Genomic DNA, 16,299 nt, shown 5'->3' on the forward strand with positions numbered 1-16,299 from the left:
CAAGCTTTCAGCAGGCTTTCAGGTGCGAAAAAACCTTTTGTCCATCACTGGGCACTCTTTTGTGTCATGCAGGGCACGCACGAATGGTCTAGACGACGCTAAACTTCGCGATTTGGGCGGATTTTCCGGTGGAGGTACGGGGTGCGGATTCTGCTGGTCGAAGACCATCAGCAGTTGGCGGAAAGCGTGGCTCAGGCGCTCAAGGGGGCGGGCTGGTCCGTGGATATCTTGCACGACGGAGTGGTTGCCGACCTGGCGCTGACCAGCGAGGACTATGCACTGGCGATACTAGACATCGGCCTGCCAAGGCTGGATGGCTTCAGTGTGCTGGCGCGTCTGCGTGATCGTGGCCAGACTCTGCCGGTGCTGATGTTGACTGCCCGCGGTGAGGTCAAGGATCGCGTACACGGCCTGAATCTGGGCGCCGACGACTATCTGGCTAAACCGTTCGAACTATCCGAGCTGGAGGCGCGGGTCAAGGCATTGCTGCGTCGCAGTGTGCTTGGTGGCGAGCAACTGCAGCGTTGTGGCGAGCTGGTCTATGACATTGGGGCCCGGCGTTTCACCCTGGCTGGCGAAGCGCTGGTTCTGACCGCGCGCGAACAGGCGGTGCTGCAGGCCATGATTGCCCGACTTGGGCGGGTGATGAGCAAGGAGCAGCTGGCATCTCAGGTGTTTGGTCTGGATGAAGAGGCCAGCCTGGATGCCATCGAGATCTACGTGCATCGCTTGCGCAAGAAGCTTGAAGGTCATTCCGTGCGTATCGTTACCTTCCGCGGTCTGGGTTACCTGCTGGAAGCGAGCGGTTCATGAGCCGCACTGGCAGCTTGCGCGGCCGTCTGCTCAGGCGACTGGCCCTGCCACTGCTGCTGATTTTGCTAATCAGCAGCCTGAGTGCCTACTGGAGTGCCCGGCGTGCCGCCGATACCGCCTACGACCGGACACTGCTGGCTTCTGCCCGGGCCGTTGCAGAGGGGTTGTACAGCGCTGATGGGGTACTGCGTGCCAACGTGCCCTATGTGGCGCTGGATGCCTTCGCTTATGACAGTGCCGGGCGTATCTACTATCAGGTGCTGGGGCCGGACGGCGAGCAGGTTTCCGGTTATGAGGATCTGCCGGTAGCGCCTGCCGACACTCCGCGCACTGAGGACTATCCTGCGCTCGCGCGTTTCTACGACGGGGTCTATCGCGGCCAGGGCGTGCGGCTAGTCAGTCTGTTGCAGCCGGTTAGCGAGCCGAATCTGCGTGGTATGGCGCAGATCCGTGTGGCCGAGACCCAGGGTGCCCGTGAGCGGATGGCGCGCGAGCTGCTGATAGGAACTTTATGGCGCATCGGTCTGCTGGCGCTGGTCGCCTTGCTGCTGGTGTGGTTGGCGGTGAGTCTGGCCCTGCGTCCTTTGGAGACCCTGCGTCGTGCGGTGGCAGCTCGTGCCAGCGATGATCTGAGGCCGTTACCCGATGCCGAGTTGCCGCGTGAAATCCGGCCACTGGTTGCGGCGCTGAATCAGTTCAACGAGCGTCTGCAGGCATTGTTTGAACGGCAATCAGCCTTTATTGCCGATGCGGCACATGAGCTGCGTACCCCGCTGGCTGCGCTGAAAGCGAGGATCGCTCTGGGCTTGCGTGCTAAATGTCCAGACGAGTGGCGCCAGACTCTGGAGCAAGCCGCCGAGCATGGTGACCGGCTTACCCGACTGGCTAACCAGTTGCTGTCTCTGGCGCGTATCGAGAGTGGCGCCCGGGCCATCAGCGAGGGTGGTGCGCAGCGTATTGAACTCAGTCAATTGGCTCGTGAACTGGGGCTGGCCATGGCGCCATTGGCCTATGCGCGCGGTGTTGCACTGGCTCTGGAGGCTGAGCAGGAGGTGTGTGTTGATGGTGATCCGATCCTGCTCAATGAGCTGCTCAGCAACCTGATCGACAATGCTCTGGCGCATACGCCTTCCGGAGGCAATCTGGTGCTGCGGGTACTGGAGCCGGCAATTCTGGAAGTGGAGGATGATGGGCCGGGTATTCCCCAGACTGAGCACGAGCAGGTATTCAGGCGCTTCTATCGGCGCGGAACGGGGGGGAAGGGTGCTGGTCTTGGGCTGGCCATCGTTGGCGAAATCTGCCGTGCCCATCAGGCGCATATCAGTTTGCACCAGGTGCAGCCGCATGGCCTTCGAGTTCGGGTAGCCTTTCCGGCCTTAGTGCCCGAGAGTTAGTGGTTGCTGGATATCCAGCAGATAACGGGTAATCTTGCCGCTTTCCCGTAACTGGGCCAGGCCGCGGTTGAAACGCTCCATACGCACGGCGTTGCCCGGCACCTCGCGCGACAGCAGCAGATGCAGACTGTCACTGCGTAGTGGCTGGGGGTGAAAACTCAATTGGCGACGTTCCTGAGCGGTGAATTTCTGATACAGCAGGTCGAAAGCAACTACCTTGTCCAGTGGAGTCAGGTCGGCCCGGCCGGCCAGTAACTGGCGCAGCCCCTGCTCATCGCCTGTCAGCCGCTGTATGTCCAGCTTTCCGTCTGCTTCGGCCTGTTGAAAGTCTTTGCCGTAATCGTACCCGCGCACGCCGACGATACGCAGTCCGCGCAGATTCTCAACACTATTCCAGTCAAAGGGTTGGTCGCGCCGGTGAAACAGGTAGTAGCCGCTTTCTACCACCGGATCGCTGATATAGAAGCGCTGTTCGCGCTCGGGGCTGTAGAGCCAGACGGCGCTGCCGTCCCGCGAGCCTTGTTCGGCCATGCGTAGTGAGCGGGCCCAGGGGTGAAACTCCCAGCGCACAGTGATGCCCTGCAGGGCGAAGGCTTCGGCAACGATGCGCGAGGCGATGCCATGATGAGGCAGGCTCTGACCCAGATAAGGCGGCCACTCTCCGTTGGTCAGCCGCACCTCGTCGGCAGCCTGCGCGCCGCCAAGTAGCAGCGCAAGCAAAAGAAGCATCAAGCGCATGGCTCTACTTCCCTCAGGCAGTTCCTCTGAAGTGTAGTAGCTATTCGCCTCTGTCGAACAATGACTTGCTACTGCAGCATGAGTGTGGCGGCTTCCATGGCGGCGGAAAGGTCTTCATCGGCCTGGATGTCGACGTTCGGATCAAGCCCCAGCTTGCTGAAGGCTGGAATCCGGCTCCAGTCCATCTGGGCGAAAGGGTGGGAGGTGCCCAGGTAGCTCTGCAGCGTGGCCACCTGAACGATATCGACGTAATCGACTCGGGCCGAGTCGCGGGAGAAGTCCTGATACTGCCCAGGCACTGCGGCAATCGGTTCCGGGAATTCCCAGGTACGCAGGATCTTGTCGCCTAGCAGCGGGTGGATCTGCTCGATCACATGGTTGAGACTGATGGAGTCGGCCAGTAGTGCGTTGTGTTCCTCGGCATAGGTGAGGATCGGCAGTACGCCAATCTGGTGAACCAGCCCGGCCAGCGTGGCCTGATCGGGCATCAGGCGAGTGTAGTGACGGCACAATACATGGCAGATTCCGGCGATCTCGGTGCTTTTGTTCCACACCTCGCGCATCTTTCGGTCGACCACGTCGCTGGTGGCCTGAAACATCTGCTCCATAGCCAGGCCGGTAGCCAGGTTGCAGGTGTAGTTGATGCCCAGGCGGCTGACCGCCATCTGCAGATCCGTGATTTCCTTGTTGGTGCGTAGTAAGGGGCTGTTCACCACCTTGATGATGCGTGCGGTCAGGGCCGCGTCGTTACCGATGACCCGACAGATCTGGGGAATGCCGATATTGGGATCTTCGGCCGCCTCGCGAACTCTCAGTGCTACTTCTGGCAGAGTGGGCAGCACCAGTTCGTCGTTCTCGATGGCATGAATCAGATCCTGCTGGACTTTTTCGGTAAGTTTGCTCATGAGGTAGCTCTCTTAGGCGATCCGAAGTGGCGCCAGGTCGGTTGATTCAGCGCTGGATTTCCCGATCCGAATCCAGCTCGTAGGGCAGCTCCAGCAGCCTGAGGGGCGGGCCATCGAGACTGGCAAGATGAATCCGTCCATCCTCGACGGCATCTTGTTGCAACACGGCAAGCAGCTCAATGCCGGCAGTGTCATGAGCGGCCAGCACCACTTCGCCAACGCTGGAACCGTGCACCGGTGAGAACAACTGGGTCGCGATAGGTGGTAGTGCGTCGCCGTCTAGGCCAAGCCGGTACAGACGGCGCTTGAGTTTGCCCAGATACTGCATGCGCGCGACGATTTCCTGACCGGTATAGCAGCCTTTCTTGAAGCTTACCCCACCTAATGCCTGCAAATTGATCATTTGCGGAATAAACAGCTCGCGGGTTGAGGCAAAAACCTGGCCGATACCGGCGCGTATCTGCGCCAGCAGCCAGTCGTTCATGGCAGCCTGCGGCAACTGCGTGGCCAGTGTCTCCTGCAGGCGAACCGATTCGCTGCTAGGTGCCCAGAGTTCGGCGCGTCCGTCGCTCAGGCGCACGGCAATCAACTGGTCGGCGCGTGCCAGTGAGTCGGCCTTCTGATCCAGTTTCAGGCCCAGTTGCAGCAGTGCGGCATCAGCGCCGGCAAGACCGAAACGTACCCAGTCAGCCGTCTCGTCGGTCAACTTGGATTTGGAGAAGACCGCATATTTCTGCAGGTCGGCCAGCTGCGCGGCGACCAGTTCGCGATCCATGGCGAGCAGGTAGCCGTCCTCGGCAGGCATGATGCGGAAGCTCGAAATCATCCGGCCCTTGGGAGTGCAGCGGGCGCCCAGGCTCGATTGCGTCTCGGACAGGTAATTGAGATTGCAGGTCAGTTGGCCCTGCAGGAACTTGGCGGCATCAGTGCCGCGCACGGCAAGCAGACCTTCGTGGTCGAGGAGGGTGAAGTACGGACTATCGGCCATGGCACCAGTTTGGTTTATTGAGCAAGTCGGGTGCTCATCATAGAGGCGCGGCCAGACCTTGTCAGCGCAAATGCATCCGTGATGCCTGAACAGCAGGGCAATTCATCGCTATACTGCGGCCCTCGTTTGAGGAGTGGGTTGCATGGTTGAGCAAAGTGAATTGAATCGCCTGTTCTGGCATAGCCGCCGTGGCATGCTGGAGCTGGATGTCCTGCTGGTGCCTTTTGTCCAGGAGGTATACCCGACTCTGGATGCCGAGGATCAGGCACGCTACCGCAAGCTGCTGGAATGCGAGGATCAGGACATGTTCGGCTGGTTCATGCAGCGCGGAGAGCCCGAGGATCCGGATCTGCGCCATATCGTTCGCATGATTCTGGATCGTGTCCAGCCCAAGTGAACTCTTCGAGTGTCGCTGTCGGCCTTCTGTCTGGCTGCTGCGACTCTATCTGTTGGCGTTGCTGCTGGCGCTGGTAGCTCCCTGGCTGAGCAGCATCGCTCTCGGCTGGAAGCTGCTGGCGCATGTTCTGTGTTTCTTGCATGTCGCCTGGGTACTGCCGCGGCGGGTTCTGCTGTCGTCGCCACATGCATTTACCGGTCTGCGCCGCAATGCCGAAGGCTGGCAGCTTTGGAGTGCCGCCGCCGGCTGGCAGGCGGTGCAACTGCGTCCCGACAGCCTGGCGTTGCCCGCAGTGGTAGTGTTGCGCTTCAGTCTGCCGGGGCAACGCCTGGTTCGTGGATTGTGCATCCCGGCCGATGCGCTGCCGGCCGATCAGCACCGGCGGCTGCGGGTGCTGCTGAAGTTCAGCAGGCGTCGCTGGACTGAGCCGGGTTCGTGGGCGTCAGGATAGTGTCGCGTGCTTCGGGCAGTTGATCGGGGTAGTCGAGGGTGTAGTGCAGTCCTCGGCTTTCATGTCGTTGCATGGCTGAACGGATGATCAGCTCGGCCACCAGCGCCAAGTTACGTAGTTCGATCAGGTCACGGCTGACCCGGTAGTTTGAGTAGAACTCGTCAATTTCGTCCAGCAGCAAGCGTACCCGGTGCTGAGCGCGTTGCAATCGCTTGTTGGTGCGCACGATGCCCACGTAGTCCCACATGAAGCGCCGCAGTTCGTCCCAGTTATGGGCGATGATTACGTCTTCGTCCGAGTCCGTAACCTGGCTGGCGTCCCATGCCGGGAGATACGGCGGCATGTCGACTCGTTCAAGCTGGTTGCAGATGTCTTGCGCGGCCGAGCGGGCGTATACAAAGCATTCGAGCAGTGAGTTGCTGGCCAGACGATTGGCGCCATGCAGGCCGGTAAAGGTGGTTTCGCCGATGGCATAAAGCCCCGGCACATCCGTGCGGCCCTGATGATCGACAACGACGCCGCCGCAGGTGTAGTGCGCAGCTGGCACCACCGGAATGGCCTGGCGGGTGATGTCGATGCCAAAACTCATGCAGCGCTCATAGACGGTGGGGAAGTGGCTTCTGATGAAGTCTGCCGGCTGGTGGCTGATGTCCAGGTACACGCAATCGATACCCAGGCGCTTCATCTCATGGTCGATGGCTCGGGCGACAATGTCGCGTGGAGCCAACTCGCCACGGGGGTCAAAGCGCGGCATAAAGCGTTCGCCATTGGGCAGTTTGAGCACCGCGCCTTCACCGCGTAGGGCTTCGGTGATCAGGAAATTCTTGGCCTGCGGGTGATACAGGCAGGTGGGGTGGAACTGATTGAATTCCAGGTTGCCGACGCGGCAGCCTGCGCGCCAGGCCATGGCGATGCCGTCACCGCAGGCGCCATCGGAATTACTGGTATAGAGGTACACCTTGGCGGCGCCACCGGTGGCGAGAATGATGAAGCGGGCGGCGAAGGTGTCCACCTCCCCGCGAGCTCGATCAAGAACGTAGGCGCCGAGGCAGCGCTCGCCTTTTAGGCCAAGCCGGCGTTCGGTGATCAGATCCACCGCCACGCGTTGCTCCAGAAGCTCAATGTTCGATCGCTTGCGAGCCTGTTCCAGCAGGGTGTTGAAAATCGCCGCGCCGGTAGCGTCGGCAGCGTGAATGATGCGACGGTGGCTATGTCCCCCCTCGCGCGTCAGATGGAACTGGAAGCCGCTTTCCTCGCCGAGCGTGCGCTCTTCCCGGGTAAACGGGACACCCTGTTCTATAAGCCATTCAATGGCTTCGCGGCTGTGCTCAACAGTAAAGCGCACTGCATCCTCGCGACACAGACCAGCGCCGGCATCCAGGGTGTCAGTGACATGGGAATCCACCGTGTCAGTGTCGTCCAGTACGGCTGCTACACCGCCTTGTGCCCAGTAGGTCGAACCATTGGCAAGGTCGCCCTTGCTCAGCACCGCGATACGCAGGTTCGGAGGCAGAGTGAGTGCGAGGGTCAGGCCGGCGGCGCCGCTGCCAATGACCAGGACATCGTGCTGAAAGTGTAGGCTCATGGACGAGTTCCGCGTGAAAGCGGAGCCTAGTATATAGAGAGGGGCGGCGTCACAATAGCCAGCTTATGACCGAGCGTGGTGCTCAGGAACTTTCTTAGTCTTTCGGGTTCCAAAAGGGGTCTCCCATTCTAGGGAGAACGCTTGCGTGTGCCTGCATGTGTGCTGAAGCCAGTGGCGGGTGTGAAATGGGCGACGACAAGATTATTAGCGTGAGCGGTAAAGATTTGCTGACGCTGTTCCGGGCGGAGTCCAGAGAACTCTGCGGGAAGCTTGCTTGGAGGGGAGAACTTTTGCATAGGGCCCGAGTCTATCTTGGCAAGCTGATTTGCTTACGGGTGCAAGCCTCCTTCAAGCGTAACGAGGAGAGTGCATGCTAACCCAGGAAGATGATCAGCAACTGGTTGAGCGAGTGCAGCGCGGTGACAAGCGAGCCTTCGACCTGTTGGTGCTGAAGTATCAACACAAGATCCTTGGTTTGATCGTGCGTTTCGTGCACGACACTCATGAGGCTCAGGATGTTGCTCAGGAGGCGTTTGTAAAAGCCTACCGGGCACTTGGAAACTTTCGCGGTGACAGTGCGTTCTACACCTGGCTGTACCGCATCGCCATCAATACGGCGAAGAATTATCTGGTGTCTCGCGGGCGCAGACCGCCAGATAGTGATGTCAGCAGCGATGACGCGGAGTTCTATGATGGCGATCATGCCCTCAAGGACATCGAGTCGCCGGAGCGGGCATTGCTGCGCGATGAGATCGAGGCCACCGTGCATCGAACCATCGCCCAGTTACCGGATGACTTGCGCACGGCGTTAACCTTGCGTGAGTTCGACGGTTTGAGTTATGAGGACATCGCCAGTGTCATGCAGTGTCCGGTTGGTACGGTGCGTTCGCGGATTTTTCGTGCGCGCGAGGCAATAGATAAATCCCTGCAGCCCTTGTTGCAGGAAGCCTGAGGCAGCGGCGACAGCCAAGAGAGGAACACCATGAGTCGTGAAACCCTGCGGGAATCGCTGTCCGCGGTGATGGATAACGAAGCGGACGAACTGGAGCTGCGGCGCGTGCTGGCAGCCAGTGAGGATGACGAGTTACGAAGTACCTGGTCGCGTTACCAGCTGGCTCGTGCCGCCATGCACCGTGAGTTGCTGGTGCCGCAGCTGGATATCGCTTCTGCGGTCTCTGCGGCGCTGGCAGATGAGGCCGTGCCGGTTCGCAAAACGCCAGTCTGGCGCCAGGTCGGACGCGTGGCGGTGGCGGCGTCGGTTACGGTGGCAGTACTGGCAGGTGTGCGTTTCTACAATCAGGATGAGTTCAGCGGTGTGCAACTGGCTCAGCAGGACGTTGCCCCTGTGATCTCCGCACCTCAGGTGCAGGGGCCGGCATTATTGGCCGGATATAGTCGCACTGCTGAGGAGGCTGATCAGGCTGCTGAAAAGGGCTCCTTGAGCTGGCACGAACATCGCCTGCCGGACTACCTGCGCCAGCATGCCCAGCAGGGGGTCGTGGGGGCGAGTGAGTCGGCGTTACCCTACGCACGGGCGGCCAGTCTGGAAAATCGCTAAGGAATCCCATGCGCGCGATTCCCTTCTGTTTGCTCAGTGGGCTGCTGGCTCTGCCTGTTCAGGCGTCCGAGGTGCAGGACTGGCTAAAGCGTCTCTCGGAGGCGGAGCAAAGGCAGAGTTTTCAGGGCGTATTTATCTACGAGCGTAATGGCAGCTTTTCCACTCACGGCATCTGGCATCAGGTTGGTTCGGGTGGTGAGGTTCGAGAGCGCCTTTTGCAGCTCGATGGCCCAGCGCAGGAAGTTATCAAGGTCGATGGTCAGGTTCAGTGCGTAAGCGGTGGACTGGCTGAGCAGGTCGGAGATGGTCAGGGTTGGCCAGCACGGCACCTGGATGCACAACGTCTGCGTCAATGGTACGACATGCGTATTGCCGGCCAGTCCCGAATTGCCGGTCGAGGTGCGGTGGTTCTGGTGCTGGCTCCTCGTGACCAGCATCGCTACGGTTTTGAACTTCATTTGGATCGGGAGACCGGCCTGCCGCTCAAATCGCTGTTGCTCAACGAGCGCGGTCAGCTGCTGGAGCGCTTCCAGTTTGCCCAATTGGCTGCCGTCGAGCCGGAAGCTTCCAGTCTGCAGCCGAGTGCTCGTTGCAGGGGCATGCGGCAGCAGTCAGTGGATAGCATTAGCGAGGGCAGCTGGCGTGCTGATTGGCTGCCGCCAGGGTTCACCCTGGATGCGGCTCAGCTGCGTCAGCTTCCCACGAGCAATGTGAAGGTGGCCTATCTGATGTATGGCGACGGACTGGCCCGTTTCTCTGTATTCCTCGAGCCTCTGCAGGGGAGTACGGTCGATGATGCGCGCAGTCAGTTGGGGCCGACAGTTGCAGTCTCGCGGCGTATGAGCACCCAGACAGGTGATGTAATGGTAACGGTGGTCGGCGAAATTCCGCTGGGTACCGCAGAACGCATTGCACTTTCGATGCGTCCCGAAGATCCGAATCTGCTCGTCAAGTGAGTGGAGGTTGGTGTAGCTGATAGGGTCTGTGTATGGATCAGCCGACGTCAAAAACTTTTGGCTCGGTTGTTTGGCGCTTCGGTGCCGGCAGGGTTCATGAGTTTTCACGACCCTTCAGGTTATGCGTTGTGGGCGGTTTAGCTGCTACCGAGTCGAATTGTCCGCGTTTTCATATGGGGAGTTGTAGTTCGATGAGAAAAATCAAATCCGTTGCGCCATTGCTGGTCGCAGCGCTGCTATGGGGGCAAAGCCTGCTGGCGCAGGCCAGTCTGCCGGACTTCACGGAACTGGTGGAGAGTGCCTCGCCTGCCGTGGTCAACATCAGTACACGGCAGAAAATGCCAGAGCGTAGTATGGCGGGGCAGTCCGGTCTTCCCGATCTGGAAGGGCTGCCGCCGATTTTTCGTGAGTTCCTAGAACGCAGTATTCCGCAAATGCCGCGCAGTCCGGGGGAGCGTCAGCGCGAGGCTCAGTCGCTTGGCTCCGGTTTCATCATTTCGCCAGATGGCTACGTGCTGACCAACAATCATGTTGTGGCCGATGCTGATGAAATTATTGTGCGTCTTTCCGACCGCAGTGAGCTTGAGGCACGTCTGGTTGGAGCTGATCCGCGCAGCGATGTGGCGTTGCTGAAGGTGGAGGGTTCCGGATTGCCGACCGTGCCGCTGGGCAAGGCTGACGATCTGAAGGTGGGTGAATGGGTACTGGCTATTGGCTCTCCTTTCGGTTTCGATCACTCGGTCACAGCCGGTATTGTCAGCGCCAAGGGACGGAGTCTGCCGACCGAGAACTATGTGCCATTCATTCAGACCGATGTGGCCATCAATCCGGGCAATTCAGGCGGGCCGCTGTTTAACCTCAAGGGTGAGGTGGTTGGAATCAACTCGCAGATTTTCACCCGTTCCGGCGGTTTCATGGGGCTTTCCTTTGCCATTCCCATGGAAGTGGCCATGCAGGTCGCCGATCAATTGAAGGCTGAGGGGCGTGTCACTCGGGGCTGGCTGGGTGTGGTGATTCAGGAAGTGAACAAGGATCTTGCAGAGTCCTTTGGCCTGAATAAGCCGGCAGGGGCTCTGGTAGCCCAGGTGCTCGAGGGCGGACCTGCGGACAAGGGTGGTCTGCAGGTGGGCGATGTGATCCTGAGTCTCAATGGCAAGCCTATCGTTGTGTCGGCGGATTTGCCGCATCTTGTTGGTGGGCTCAAACCGGGTGAGCGGGCGGAGATGGAAGTGGTTCGCGATGGTTCGCGCCAGAAACTGGCTCTGACCATCGGCACCCTGCCGGAGGAAGGTCAGGAGCTGGCTGCGGCCGGCATCGGTGGCGGCGAGCGCAGCAGCAACCGATTGGGTGTGACTGTGGCGGAGTTGACGTCGGAGCAAAAAAAGAGCCTCGACCTGCGCGGTGGCGTGGTAGTCAAGGAGGTGCTCAATGGCCCGGCAGCGATGATCGGCCTGCGTCCAGGTGATGTCATTACTCACCTGAACAACCAGACTATCGACTCAGCGGAAAACTTCGCTCGCGTGGCCAAGGCTCTGCCGAAGAACCGCTCGGTGTCGATGCGTGTGCTGCGTCAGGGCCGTGCCAGTTTCATCACCTTCAAGCTGGCCAACTAAGTCATGTGAGAAATCCTCAAGGGCGCTCTCGGGCGCCCTTTTCATTTCTGTTGCTGATCGCATGGAGACTGTCCCGCGGCAGGCGTGACGGGCACATGAGGGCTCATGTACAATCTGCGGCTATTTTCGGCAAGCATCTTGCCTGTGCCCTCTTCGAGTGTTGATCTGTGAGTGACCTGAGTCATATCCGAAATTTTTCCATCATCGCCCATATCGACCATGGCAAGTCGACGCTGGCGGATCGCTTCATCCAGATCTGCGGGGGGCTGTCCGAGCGGGAAATGGAGTCCCAAGTACTGGACTCTATGGATCTTGAGCGTGAACGCGGTATCACCATCAAGGCGCACAGCGTCACGCTGCACTACAAGGCGAAGGACGGCAAGACTTACCAGTTGAACTTCATCGATACCCCCGGGCACGTTGACTTCACCTACGAGGTCAGTCGTTCGCTGGCGGCTTGCGAGGGGGCGCTGCTGGTAGTCGATGCTGGCCAGGGTGTCGAGGCACAGTCAGTGGCCAACTGCTATACCGCCATTGAGCAGGGCCTTGAGGTCATGCCGGTGCTGAACAAGATGGATCTGCCTCAAGCCGAGCCGGAGCGGGTCAAGGAGGAGATCGAGCACATCATCGGTATCGACGCCACTGAAGCCGTGCCCTGTAGCGCCAAGAGCGGCATGGGCGTTAACGATGTGCTGGAACGACTGGTTCAGGTCATCCCGCCTCCGACAGGCGAGATTGATGCACCACTGCAGGCGTTGATCATCGACTCCTGGTTCGACAACTATCTGGGAGTGGTGTCGCTGGTGCGCGTGCGTCACGGGCGCGTCAAGAAAGGGGACAAAATTCTCGTCAAGTCGACCGGCAAGATTCATCAGGTCGACAGCGTCGGTGTGTTCACCCCCAAGCACACCGCCACCGAAGATCTCAAGGCCGGTGAGGTGGGCTTTATCATTGCCGGCATCAAGGACATCCTCGGCGCCCCGGTGGGTGATACCCTGACCCTGGCCTCGACGCCGGACGTAGAGATGCTGCCGGGCTTTCAGCGGGTCAAGCCGCAGGTTTATGCGGGCCTGTTTCCGGTCAGCTCCGATGACTTCGAGGATTTTCGCGAGGCGCTACAGAAACTGACCCTGAACGATGCTGCGCTGCAGTACGAGCCGGAAAGCTCCGATGCTCTGGGCTTCGGCTTCCGTATCGGCTTCCTCGGCATGCTGCACATGGAGATCATTCAGGAGCGCCTTGAGCGCGAGTATGACCTGGATCTGATCACCACCGCGCCGACCGTGGTGTTCGAGGTGGAGTTGAAAAATGGCGAGGTGGTCTATGTCGACAACCCGTCCAAGCTGCCGGATCTGGCCTCCATCGCCGATATGCGCGAGCCCATTGTGCGAGCCAACATTCTTGTGCCTCAGGAGCACCTGGGGAACGTCATTACCCTGTGCATCGAGAAGCGTGGTGTGCAGCGCGACATGCATTTCACCGGCAACCAGGTTCAGGTTTCCTATGATCTGCCGATGAATGAGGTGGTACTGGACTTTTTCGATCGGCTGAAGTCGGTTAGTCGTGGCTATGCGTCGCTGGATTACAGTTTTGACCGCTTCGAATCGGCTAATCTGGTCAAGCTGGATGTGCTGATCAACGGTGAGAAGGTCGATGCTCTGGCGCTGATTGTGCACCGTGACAAGGCCCATCACAAGGGACGTGCCCTGACCGAGAAAATGAAGGAACTGATTCCGCGGCAGATGTTCGATGTAGCCATTCAGGCAGCCATCGGTGGACAAATCGTGGCGCGTACTACGGTCAAGGCGCTGCGCAAAAACGTATTGGCCAAGTGTTACGGCGGCGATGTCAGCCGGAAGAAAAAGCTGCTGGAGAAGCAGAAGGCCGGTAAGAAACGGATGAAGCAGGTAGGCAGCGTGGAAATCCCGCAGGAAGCCTTCCTTGCAGTGCTTAAAGTGGATAGCTAGGGCTCTATGTCGATCAATTTCCCGCTCCTTCTGGTTATTGCCGTTGCTGTGTGCGGCTTTCTGGCACTTGTGGATCTGATTCTGCTGGCGCCGCGCCGCCGTGCTGCAATCACGGCTTATCAGGGGCGGGTCGACGATCCGGATGACCGGGTGCTGGAGCGTCTGAACAAGGAGCCTCTGCTGGTTGAATACGGCAAGTCGTTTTTTCCGGTTCTGGCCATCGTGCTGGTGCTGCGTTCGTTCCTCGTCGAACCGTTCCAAATTCCGTCCGGCTCGATGAAGCCGACTTTGGAAGTAGGTGACTTCATTCTGGTCAACAAGTTTGCCTATGGAATCCGTTTGCCGGTGCTCGATACCAAGGTGATCGAGGTGGACAACCCGCAGCGTGGCGATGTGATGGTGTTTCGTTATCCCAGTGATCCGAGCATCAACTACATCAAGCGCGTAATTGGTGTGCCGGGCGATCGTATCCAGTACACCTCGGACAAGCGTCTGCTGATCAATGGTGAAGTGGTGAGCGAGCAGCTGTTGGGCGAGGAAGCCGGCTCTCTCGGCGGCGCCATGCTCTACCGTGAACGGCTTGGCCAAATAGAACATACCATCCGCAAGGAAATGTCCCGTATGCGTCGCGAACCCGGAGGGGAATGGGTGGTTCCGGAAGGACACTACTTCATGATGGGTGACAACCGCGACAATTCCAATGACAGCCGCTACTGGCGCGACAGTCATACTCCCCGGGAGCTTTGGGGCATGGTGCCGGATGACCATATTGTCGGTAAGGCATTCGCCATCTGGATGAGCTGGCCAAGCCCGAAGACTGGCAATTTGCCGAACTTCTCGCGCGTCGGCCTGATTCATTGAGCACTGGCGCGCTGTTCTGGATCGTGTCACAGGCTATAAATGGTCTGGCCGTGTGGCCTTTCAACAAGACCGATCTGTGGGGATAGACATGACTTTTGCGCGTTCGCAGCAGGGACTTTCCTTTCTCGGCTGGCTGGTGGTTCTGGCCGTAGTGGCATTCTTCGCTAGTGCCGCCTTCAAGCTTTTTCCGCATTACATGGATTACATGGCACTGCAGAAGGTCATTACTTCGGTAGAGACCGAAGCGTTGGCGGAGGTGCGCAGTGTCGGAGACTTCTATGTCCACGTCAGCAAGGGCATGCAGGTCAACGGCATCAACGACCTGGCACCGCGTGACATCATGGACGTCAAAATGGAGAACCACGAATTTCGGGTTCACCTGAAGTATGAAAAACGTGAGCCGCTGATCGAGAACATCGGTCTAGTGGTGGACTTTGACAAAGAATTTCGTGTACGGATGCCGTGAGTCCCAATCTGACCCGCCTTGAGCGCAAGCTCGGATACACCTTCAAAAACCAGGATCTGATGATCCTGGCACTGACTCATCGCAGTTTCGCTGGTCGCAATAACGAGCGTCTGGAATTTCTTGGCGATGCCATTCTCAATTTTGTTGCCGGAGAGGCGCTGTTCGAGCGCTTTCCACAGGCTCGCGAAGGGCAGCTTTCGCGTCTGCGCGCACGGTTAGTCAAGGGCGAGACGCTGGCTGTACTGGCCCGTGGGTTTGATCTGGGCGAGTACCTGCGTCTGGGCTCGGGTGAGCTCAAGAGTGGCGGTTTTCGCCGCGAATCGATTCTGGCCGATGCTCTTGAGGCGCTGATCGGTGCCATCTACCTGGACGCGGGTATGGACGCTGCGCGTGAGCGAGTGCTGGCCTGGCTTGATACCGAGCTTGATGGCCTGACCCTGGTCGATACCAACAAGGATCCGAAGACGCGACTGCAGGAGTTCCTGCAGTCACGGGCCTGCGAATTGCCTCGCTACGAGGTGGTGGACATTCAGGGTGAGCCGCACTGTCGTACCTTCATGGTCGAGTGCCAGGTCTCCCTGCTCAATGAAAAGACCCTGGGCCAGGGTGGCAGCCGTCGTATCGCCGAGCAGGTTGCTGCCGCTGCGGCACTGATTGCCCTAGGGGTGGAGAATGGCAATGACTGATGCACCTGTGACCCGCTGCGGCTATGTTGCCATCGTTGGCCGTCCCAATGTGGGGAAGTCGACACTGCTCAACCACATTCTTGGACAGAAGCTGGCGATCACTTCACGCAAGCCGCAGACGACCCGCCACAACATGCTCGGAATCAAGACCGAGGGTGCAGTGCAGGCTGTATATGTGGATACGCCGGGGCTGCACAAGAACAACGAGAAAGCGCTCAACCGTTACATGAACCGCAGCGCCACCACTGCGCTCAAAGACGTTGACGTGGTTGTGTTTGTGGTCGATCGCACGCGCTGGACTGACGAGGATCAGATGGTGCTGGAGAAGGTGCAGCATGTGCGCTGTCCGGTACTGCTGGCGGTGAACAAGGCTGACCGCCTGGAGGACAAGGCCGAGCTGTTGCCGCATCTTCACTGGCTGGCGGAAAAGCTGCCACAGGCCGAGATTGTGCCGATTTCCGCTTTGCACGGGCACAACCTCGATACTCTCGAGCGCCTGGTGGGCGAACGCCTGCCGGAATCCGAACATTTCTACCCGGAAGACCAGATCACGGACCGTTCCAGCCGCTTCCTGGCTGCCGAGCTGATTCGTGAGAAGATCATGCGCCAACTGGGCGCCGAGGTGCCCTATCAGATCACAGTGGAAATCGAGGATTTCAAACTCGAAGGCCGTGTTCTGCACATTCACGGACTGATCCTGGTAGAACGTGAAGGGCAGAAGAAAATCATCATCGGTGACAAGGGTGAGCGCATCAAACGCATCGGCCAGGAGGCACGCAAGGACATGGAAACCATGTTCGACTCCAAGGTGATGCTCAACCTCTGGGTCAAGGTCAAGGGTGGCTGGTCCGATGATGAACGCGCCCTGCGTTCGCTGGGCTATCTGGATCAGTAGGAGCTGCCCTGGGCGATTTTCCCTTC

General features: G+C 59.2%; 17 protein-coding genes. 13 read left to right on the top strand and 4 right to left on the bottom strand.

Translation table 11 applies throughout. The features are described 5' to 3' along the window. Positions 1-141: 141 nt before the first annotated feature. Positions 142-813 carry a response regulator gene (locus tag NCCP436_RS02750; RefSeq protein ID WP_220802259.1) on the top strand — a complete coding sequence of 224 codons (672 nt, stop codon included), beginning with the start codon at positions 142-144 and terminating at the stop codon, positions 811-813. Next, positions 810-2,207 carry a sensor histidine kinase gene (locus NCCP436_RS02755; protein ID WP_220802260.1) on the top strand — a complete coding sequence of 466 codons (1,398 nt, stop codon included), beginning with the start codon at positions 810-812 and terminating at the stop codon, positions 2,205-2,207. The genes NCCP436_RS02750 and NCCP436_RS02755 overlap by 4 nt, the downstream gene beginning before the upstream one ends. On the opposite strand, the gene NCCP436_RS02760 is transcribed toward NCCP436_RS02755, so the two are convergent. The 3 genes from NCCP436_RS02760 to NCCP436_RS02770 form a co-directional block, all read right to left on the bottom strand. Beyond that, positions 2,190-2,945, bottom strand: coding sequence for an ABC transporter substrate-binding protein (locus NCCP436_RS02760; protein WP_220802261.1), 756 nt, complete (start codon positions 2,943-2,945; stop codon positions 2,190-2,192). The genes NCCP436_RS02755 and NCCP436_RS02760 overlap by 18 nt on opposite strands. A gap of 68 nt (positions 2,946-3,013) precedes the next feature. Then, positions 3,014-3,850: an HDOD domain-containing protein gene (locus tag NCCP436_RS02765; protein WP_220802262.1), complete on the bottom strand. Its 837-nt coding sequence runs from the start codon at positions 3,848-3,850 to the stop codon at positions 3,014-3,016. A 46-nt stretch (positions 3,851-3,896) separates the two neighbouring features. Further along, complete coding sequence (locus tag NCCP436_RS02770) at positions 3,897-4,838, bottom strand: folate-binding protein YgfZ (protein ID WP_220802263.1); 942 nt, start codon at positions 4,836-4,838, stop codon at positions 3,897-3,899. A 142-nt stretch (positions 4,839-4,980) separates the two neighbouring features. Here NCCP436_RS02770 and NCCP436_RS02775 point away from each other — a divergent pair, with 142 nt between their 5' ends. Further along, entirely contained in the window at positions 4,981-5,235 is a 255-nt protein-coding gene (locus NCCP436_RS02775) for a succinate dehydrogenase assembly factor 2 (protein ID WP_220802264.1), read from the top strand. After that, complete coding sequence (locus NCCP436_RS02780) at positions 5,219-5,686, top strand: protein YgfX (protein ID WP_220802265.1); 468 nt, start codon at positions 5,219-5,221, stop codon at positions 5,684-5,686. Before NCCP436_RS02775 ends, NCCP436_RS02780 begins: the two co-directional genes overlap by 17 nt. Here NCCP436_RS02780 and nadB read toward each other — a convergent pair. Then, complete coding sequence (gene nadB / locus NCCP436_RS02785) at positions 5,640-7,271, bottom strand: L-aspartate oxidase (protein WP_220802266.1); 1,632 nt, start codon at positions 7,269-7,271, stop codon at positions 5,640-5,642. The two genes, NCCP436_RS02780 and nadB, sit on opposite strands and share 47 nt — an antisense overlap. Positions 7,272-7,641: 370 nt before the next feature. Here nadB and rpoE point away from each other — a divergent pair, with 370 nt between their 5' ends. The 9 genes from rpoE (at position 7,642) to era (ending at position 16,273) form a co-directional block, all read left to right on the top strand. Next, positions 7,642-8,223: an RNA polymerase sigma factor RpoE gene (rpoE, locus tag NCCP436_RS02790; protein ID WP_220802267.1), complete on the top strand. Its 582-nt coding sequence runs from the start codon at positions 7,642-7,644 to the stop codon at positions 8,221-8,223. Between the two features lie 30 nt (positions 8,224-8,253). Beyond that, positions 8,254-8,829 (top strand): sigma-E factor negative regulatory protein, encoded by a 576-nt coding sequence (locus NCCP436_RS02795; protein WP_220802268.1) that lies wholly within the window; start codon positions 8,254-8,256, stop codon positions 8,827-8,829. An 8-nt stretch (positions 8,830-8,837) separates the two neighbouring features. Then, positions 8,838-9,785: a MucB/RseB C-terminal domain-containing protein gene (locus NCCP436_RS02800; protein WP_220802269.1), complete on the top strand. Its 948-nt coding sequence runs from the start codon at positions 8,838-8,840 to the stop codon at positions 9,783-9,785. A 191-nt stretch (positions 9,786-9,976) separates the two neighbouring features. Then, positions 9,977-11,398, top strand: a complete 1,422-nt coding sequence (locus NCCP436_RS02805) for a DegQ family serine endoprotease (protein ID WP_220802270.1) — start codon at positions 9,977-9,979, stop codon at positions 11,396-11,398. A 167-nt stretch (positions 11,399-11,565) separates the two neighbouring features. Then, the gene (lepA, locus tag NCCP436_RS02810; protein WP_220802271.1) at positions 11,566-13,365 is read left to right on the top strand and encodes a translation elongation factor 4; all 1,800 of its coding nucleotides are present in this window, start codon (positions 11,566-11,568) and stop codon (positions 13,363-13,365) included. Positions 13,366-13,371: 6 nt separating this feature from the next. After that, a complete protein-coding gene (lepB, locus tag NCCP436_RS02815) occupies positions 13,372-14,226 on the top strand; it encodes a signal peptidase I (protein ID WP_220802272.1) in 855 nt (284 codons plus the stop codon). 88 nt (positions 14,227-14,314) lie between these two features. Next, positions 14,315-14,692: a DUF4845 domain-containing protein gene (locus NCCP436_RS02820; RefSeq protein WP_220802273.1), complete on the top strand. Its 378-nt coding sequence runs from the start codon at positions 14,315-14,317 to the stop codon at positions 14,690-14,692. Then, complete coding sequence (gene rnc / locus NCCP436_RS02825) at positions 14,689-15,378, top strand: ribonuclease III (protein ID WP_220802274.1); 690 nt, start codon at positions 14,689-14,691, stop codon at positions 15,376-15,378. The genes NCCP436_RS02820 and rnc overlap by 4 nt, the downstream gene beginning before the upstream one ends. Beyond that, complete coding sequence (gene era, locus NCCP436_RS02830) at positions 15,371-16,273, top strand: GTPase Era (protein ID WP_220802275.1); 903 nt, start codon at positions 15,371-15,373, stop codon at positions 16,271-16,273. Before rnc ends, era begins: the two co-directional genes overlap by 8 nt. Positions 16,274-16,299 lie beyond the last annotated feature (26 nt).

This window comes from Pseudomonas sp. NCCP-436 (assembly GCF_019656335.1).
Lineage (GTDB): Bacteria > Pseudomonadota > Gammaproteobacteria > Pseudomonadales > Pseudomonadaceae > Aquipseudomonas.

Coding starts and splice junctions, on each gene's coding strand:
- NCCP436_RS02755 (WP_220802260.1), top strand. CDS start 810: ATGAGCCGCACTGGCAGCTTGCGCGGCCGTCTGCTCAGGCGACTGGCC.
- NCCP436_RS02760 (WP_220802261.1), bottom strand. CDS start 2,945: ATGCGCTTGATGCTTCTTTTGCTTGCGCTGCTACTTGGCGGCGCGCAG.
- NCCP436_RS02765 (WP_220802262.1), bottom strand. CDS start 3,850: ATGAGCAAACTTACCGAAAAAGTCCAGCAGGATCTGATTCATGCCATC.
- NCCP436_RS02770 (WP_220802263.1), bottom strand. CDS start 4,838: ATGGCCGATAGTCCGTACTTCACCCTCCTCGACCACGAAGGTCTGCTT.
- NCCP436_RS02775 (WP_220802264.1), top strand. CDS start 4,981: ATGGTTGAGCAAAGTGAATTGAATCGCCTGTTCTGGCATAGCCGCCGT.
- nadB (WP_220802266.1), bottom strand. CDS start 7,271: ATGAGCCTACACTTTCAGCACGATGTCCTGGTCATTGGCAGCGGCGCC.
- rpoE (WP_220802267.1), top strand. CDS start 7,642: ATGCTAACCCAGGAAGATGATCAGCAACTGGTTGAGCGAGTGCAGCGC.
- NCCP436_RS02795 (WP_220802268.1), top strand. CDS start 8,254: ATGAGTCGTGAAACCCTGCGGGAATCGCTGTCCGCGGTGATGGATAAC.
- NCCP436_RS02800 (WP_220802269.1), top strand. CDS start 8,838: ATGCGCGCGATTCCCTTCTGTTTGCTCAGTGGGCTGCTGGCTCTGCCT.
- NCCP436_RS02805 (WP_220802270.1), top strand. CDS start 9,977: ATGAGAAAAATCAAATCCGTTGCGCCATTGCTGGTCGCAGCGCTGCTA.
- lepB (WP_220802272.1), top strand. CDS start 13,372: ATGTCGATCAATTTCCCGCTCCTTCTGGTTATTGCCGTTGCTGTGTGC.
- NCCP436_RS02820 (WP_220802273.1), top strand. CDS start 14,315: ATGACTTTTGCGCGTTCGCAGCAGGGACTTTCCTTTCTCGGCTGGCTG.
- era (WP_220802275.1), top strand. CDS start 15,371: ATGACTGATGCACCTGTGACCCGCTGCGGCTATGTTGCCATCGTTGGC.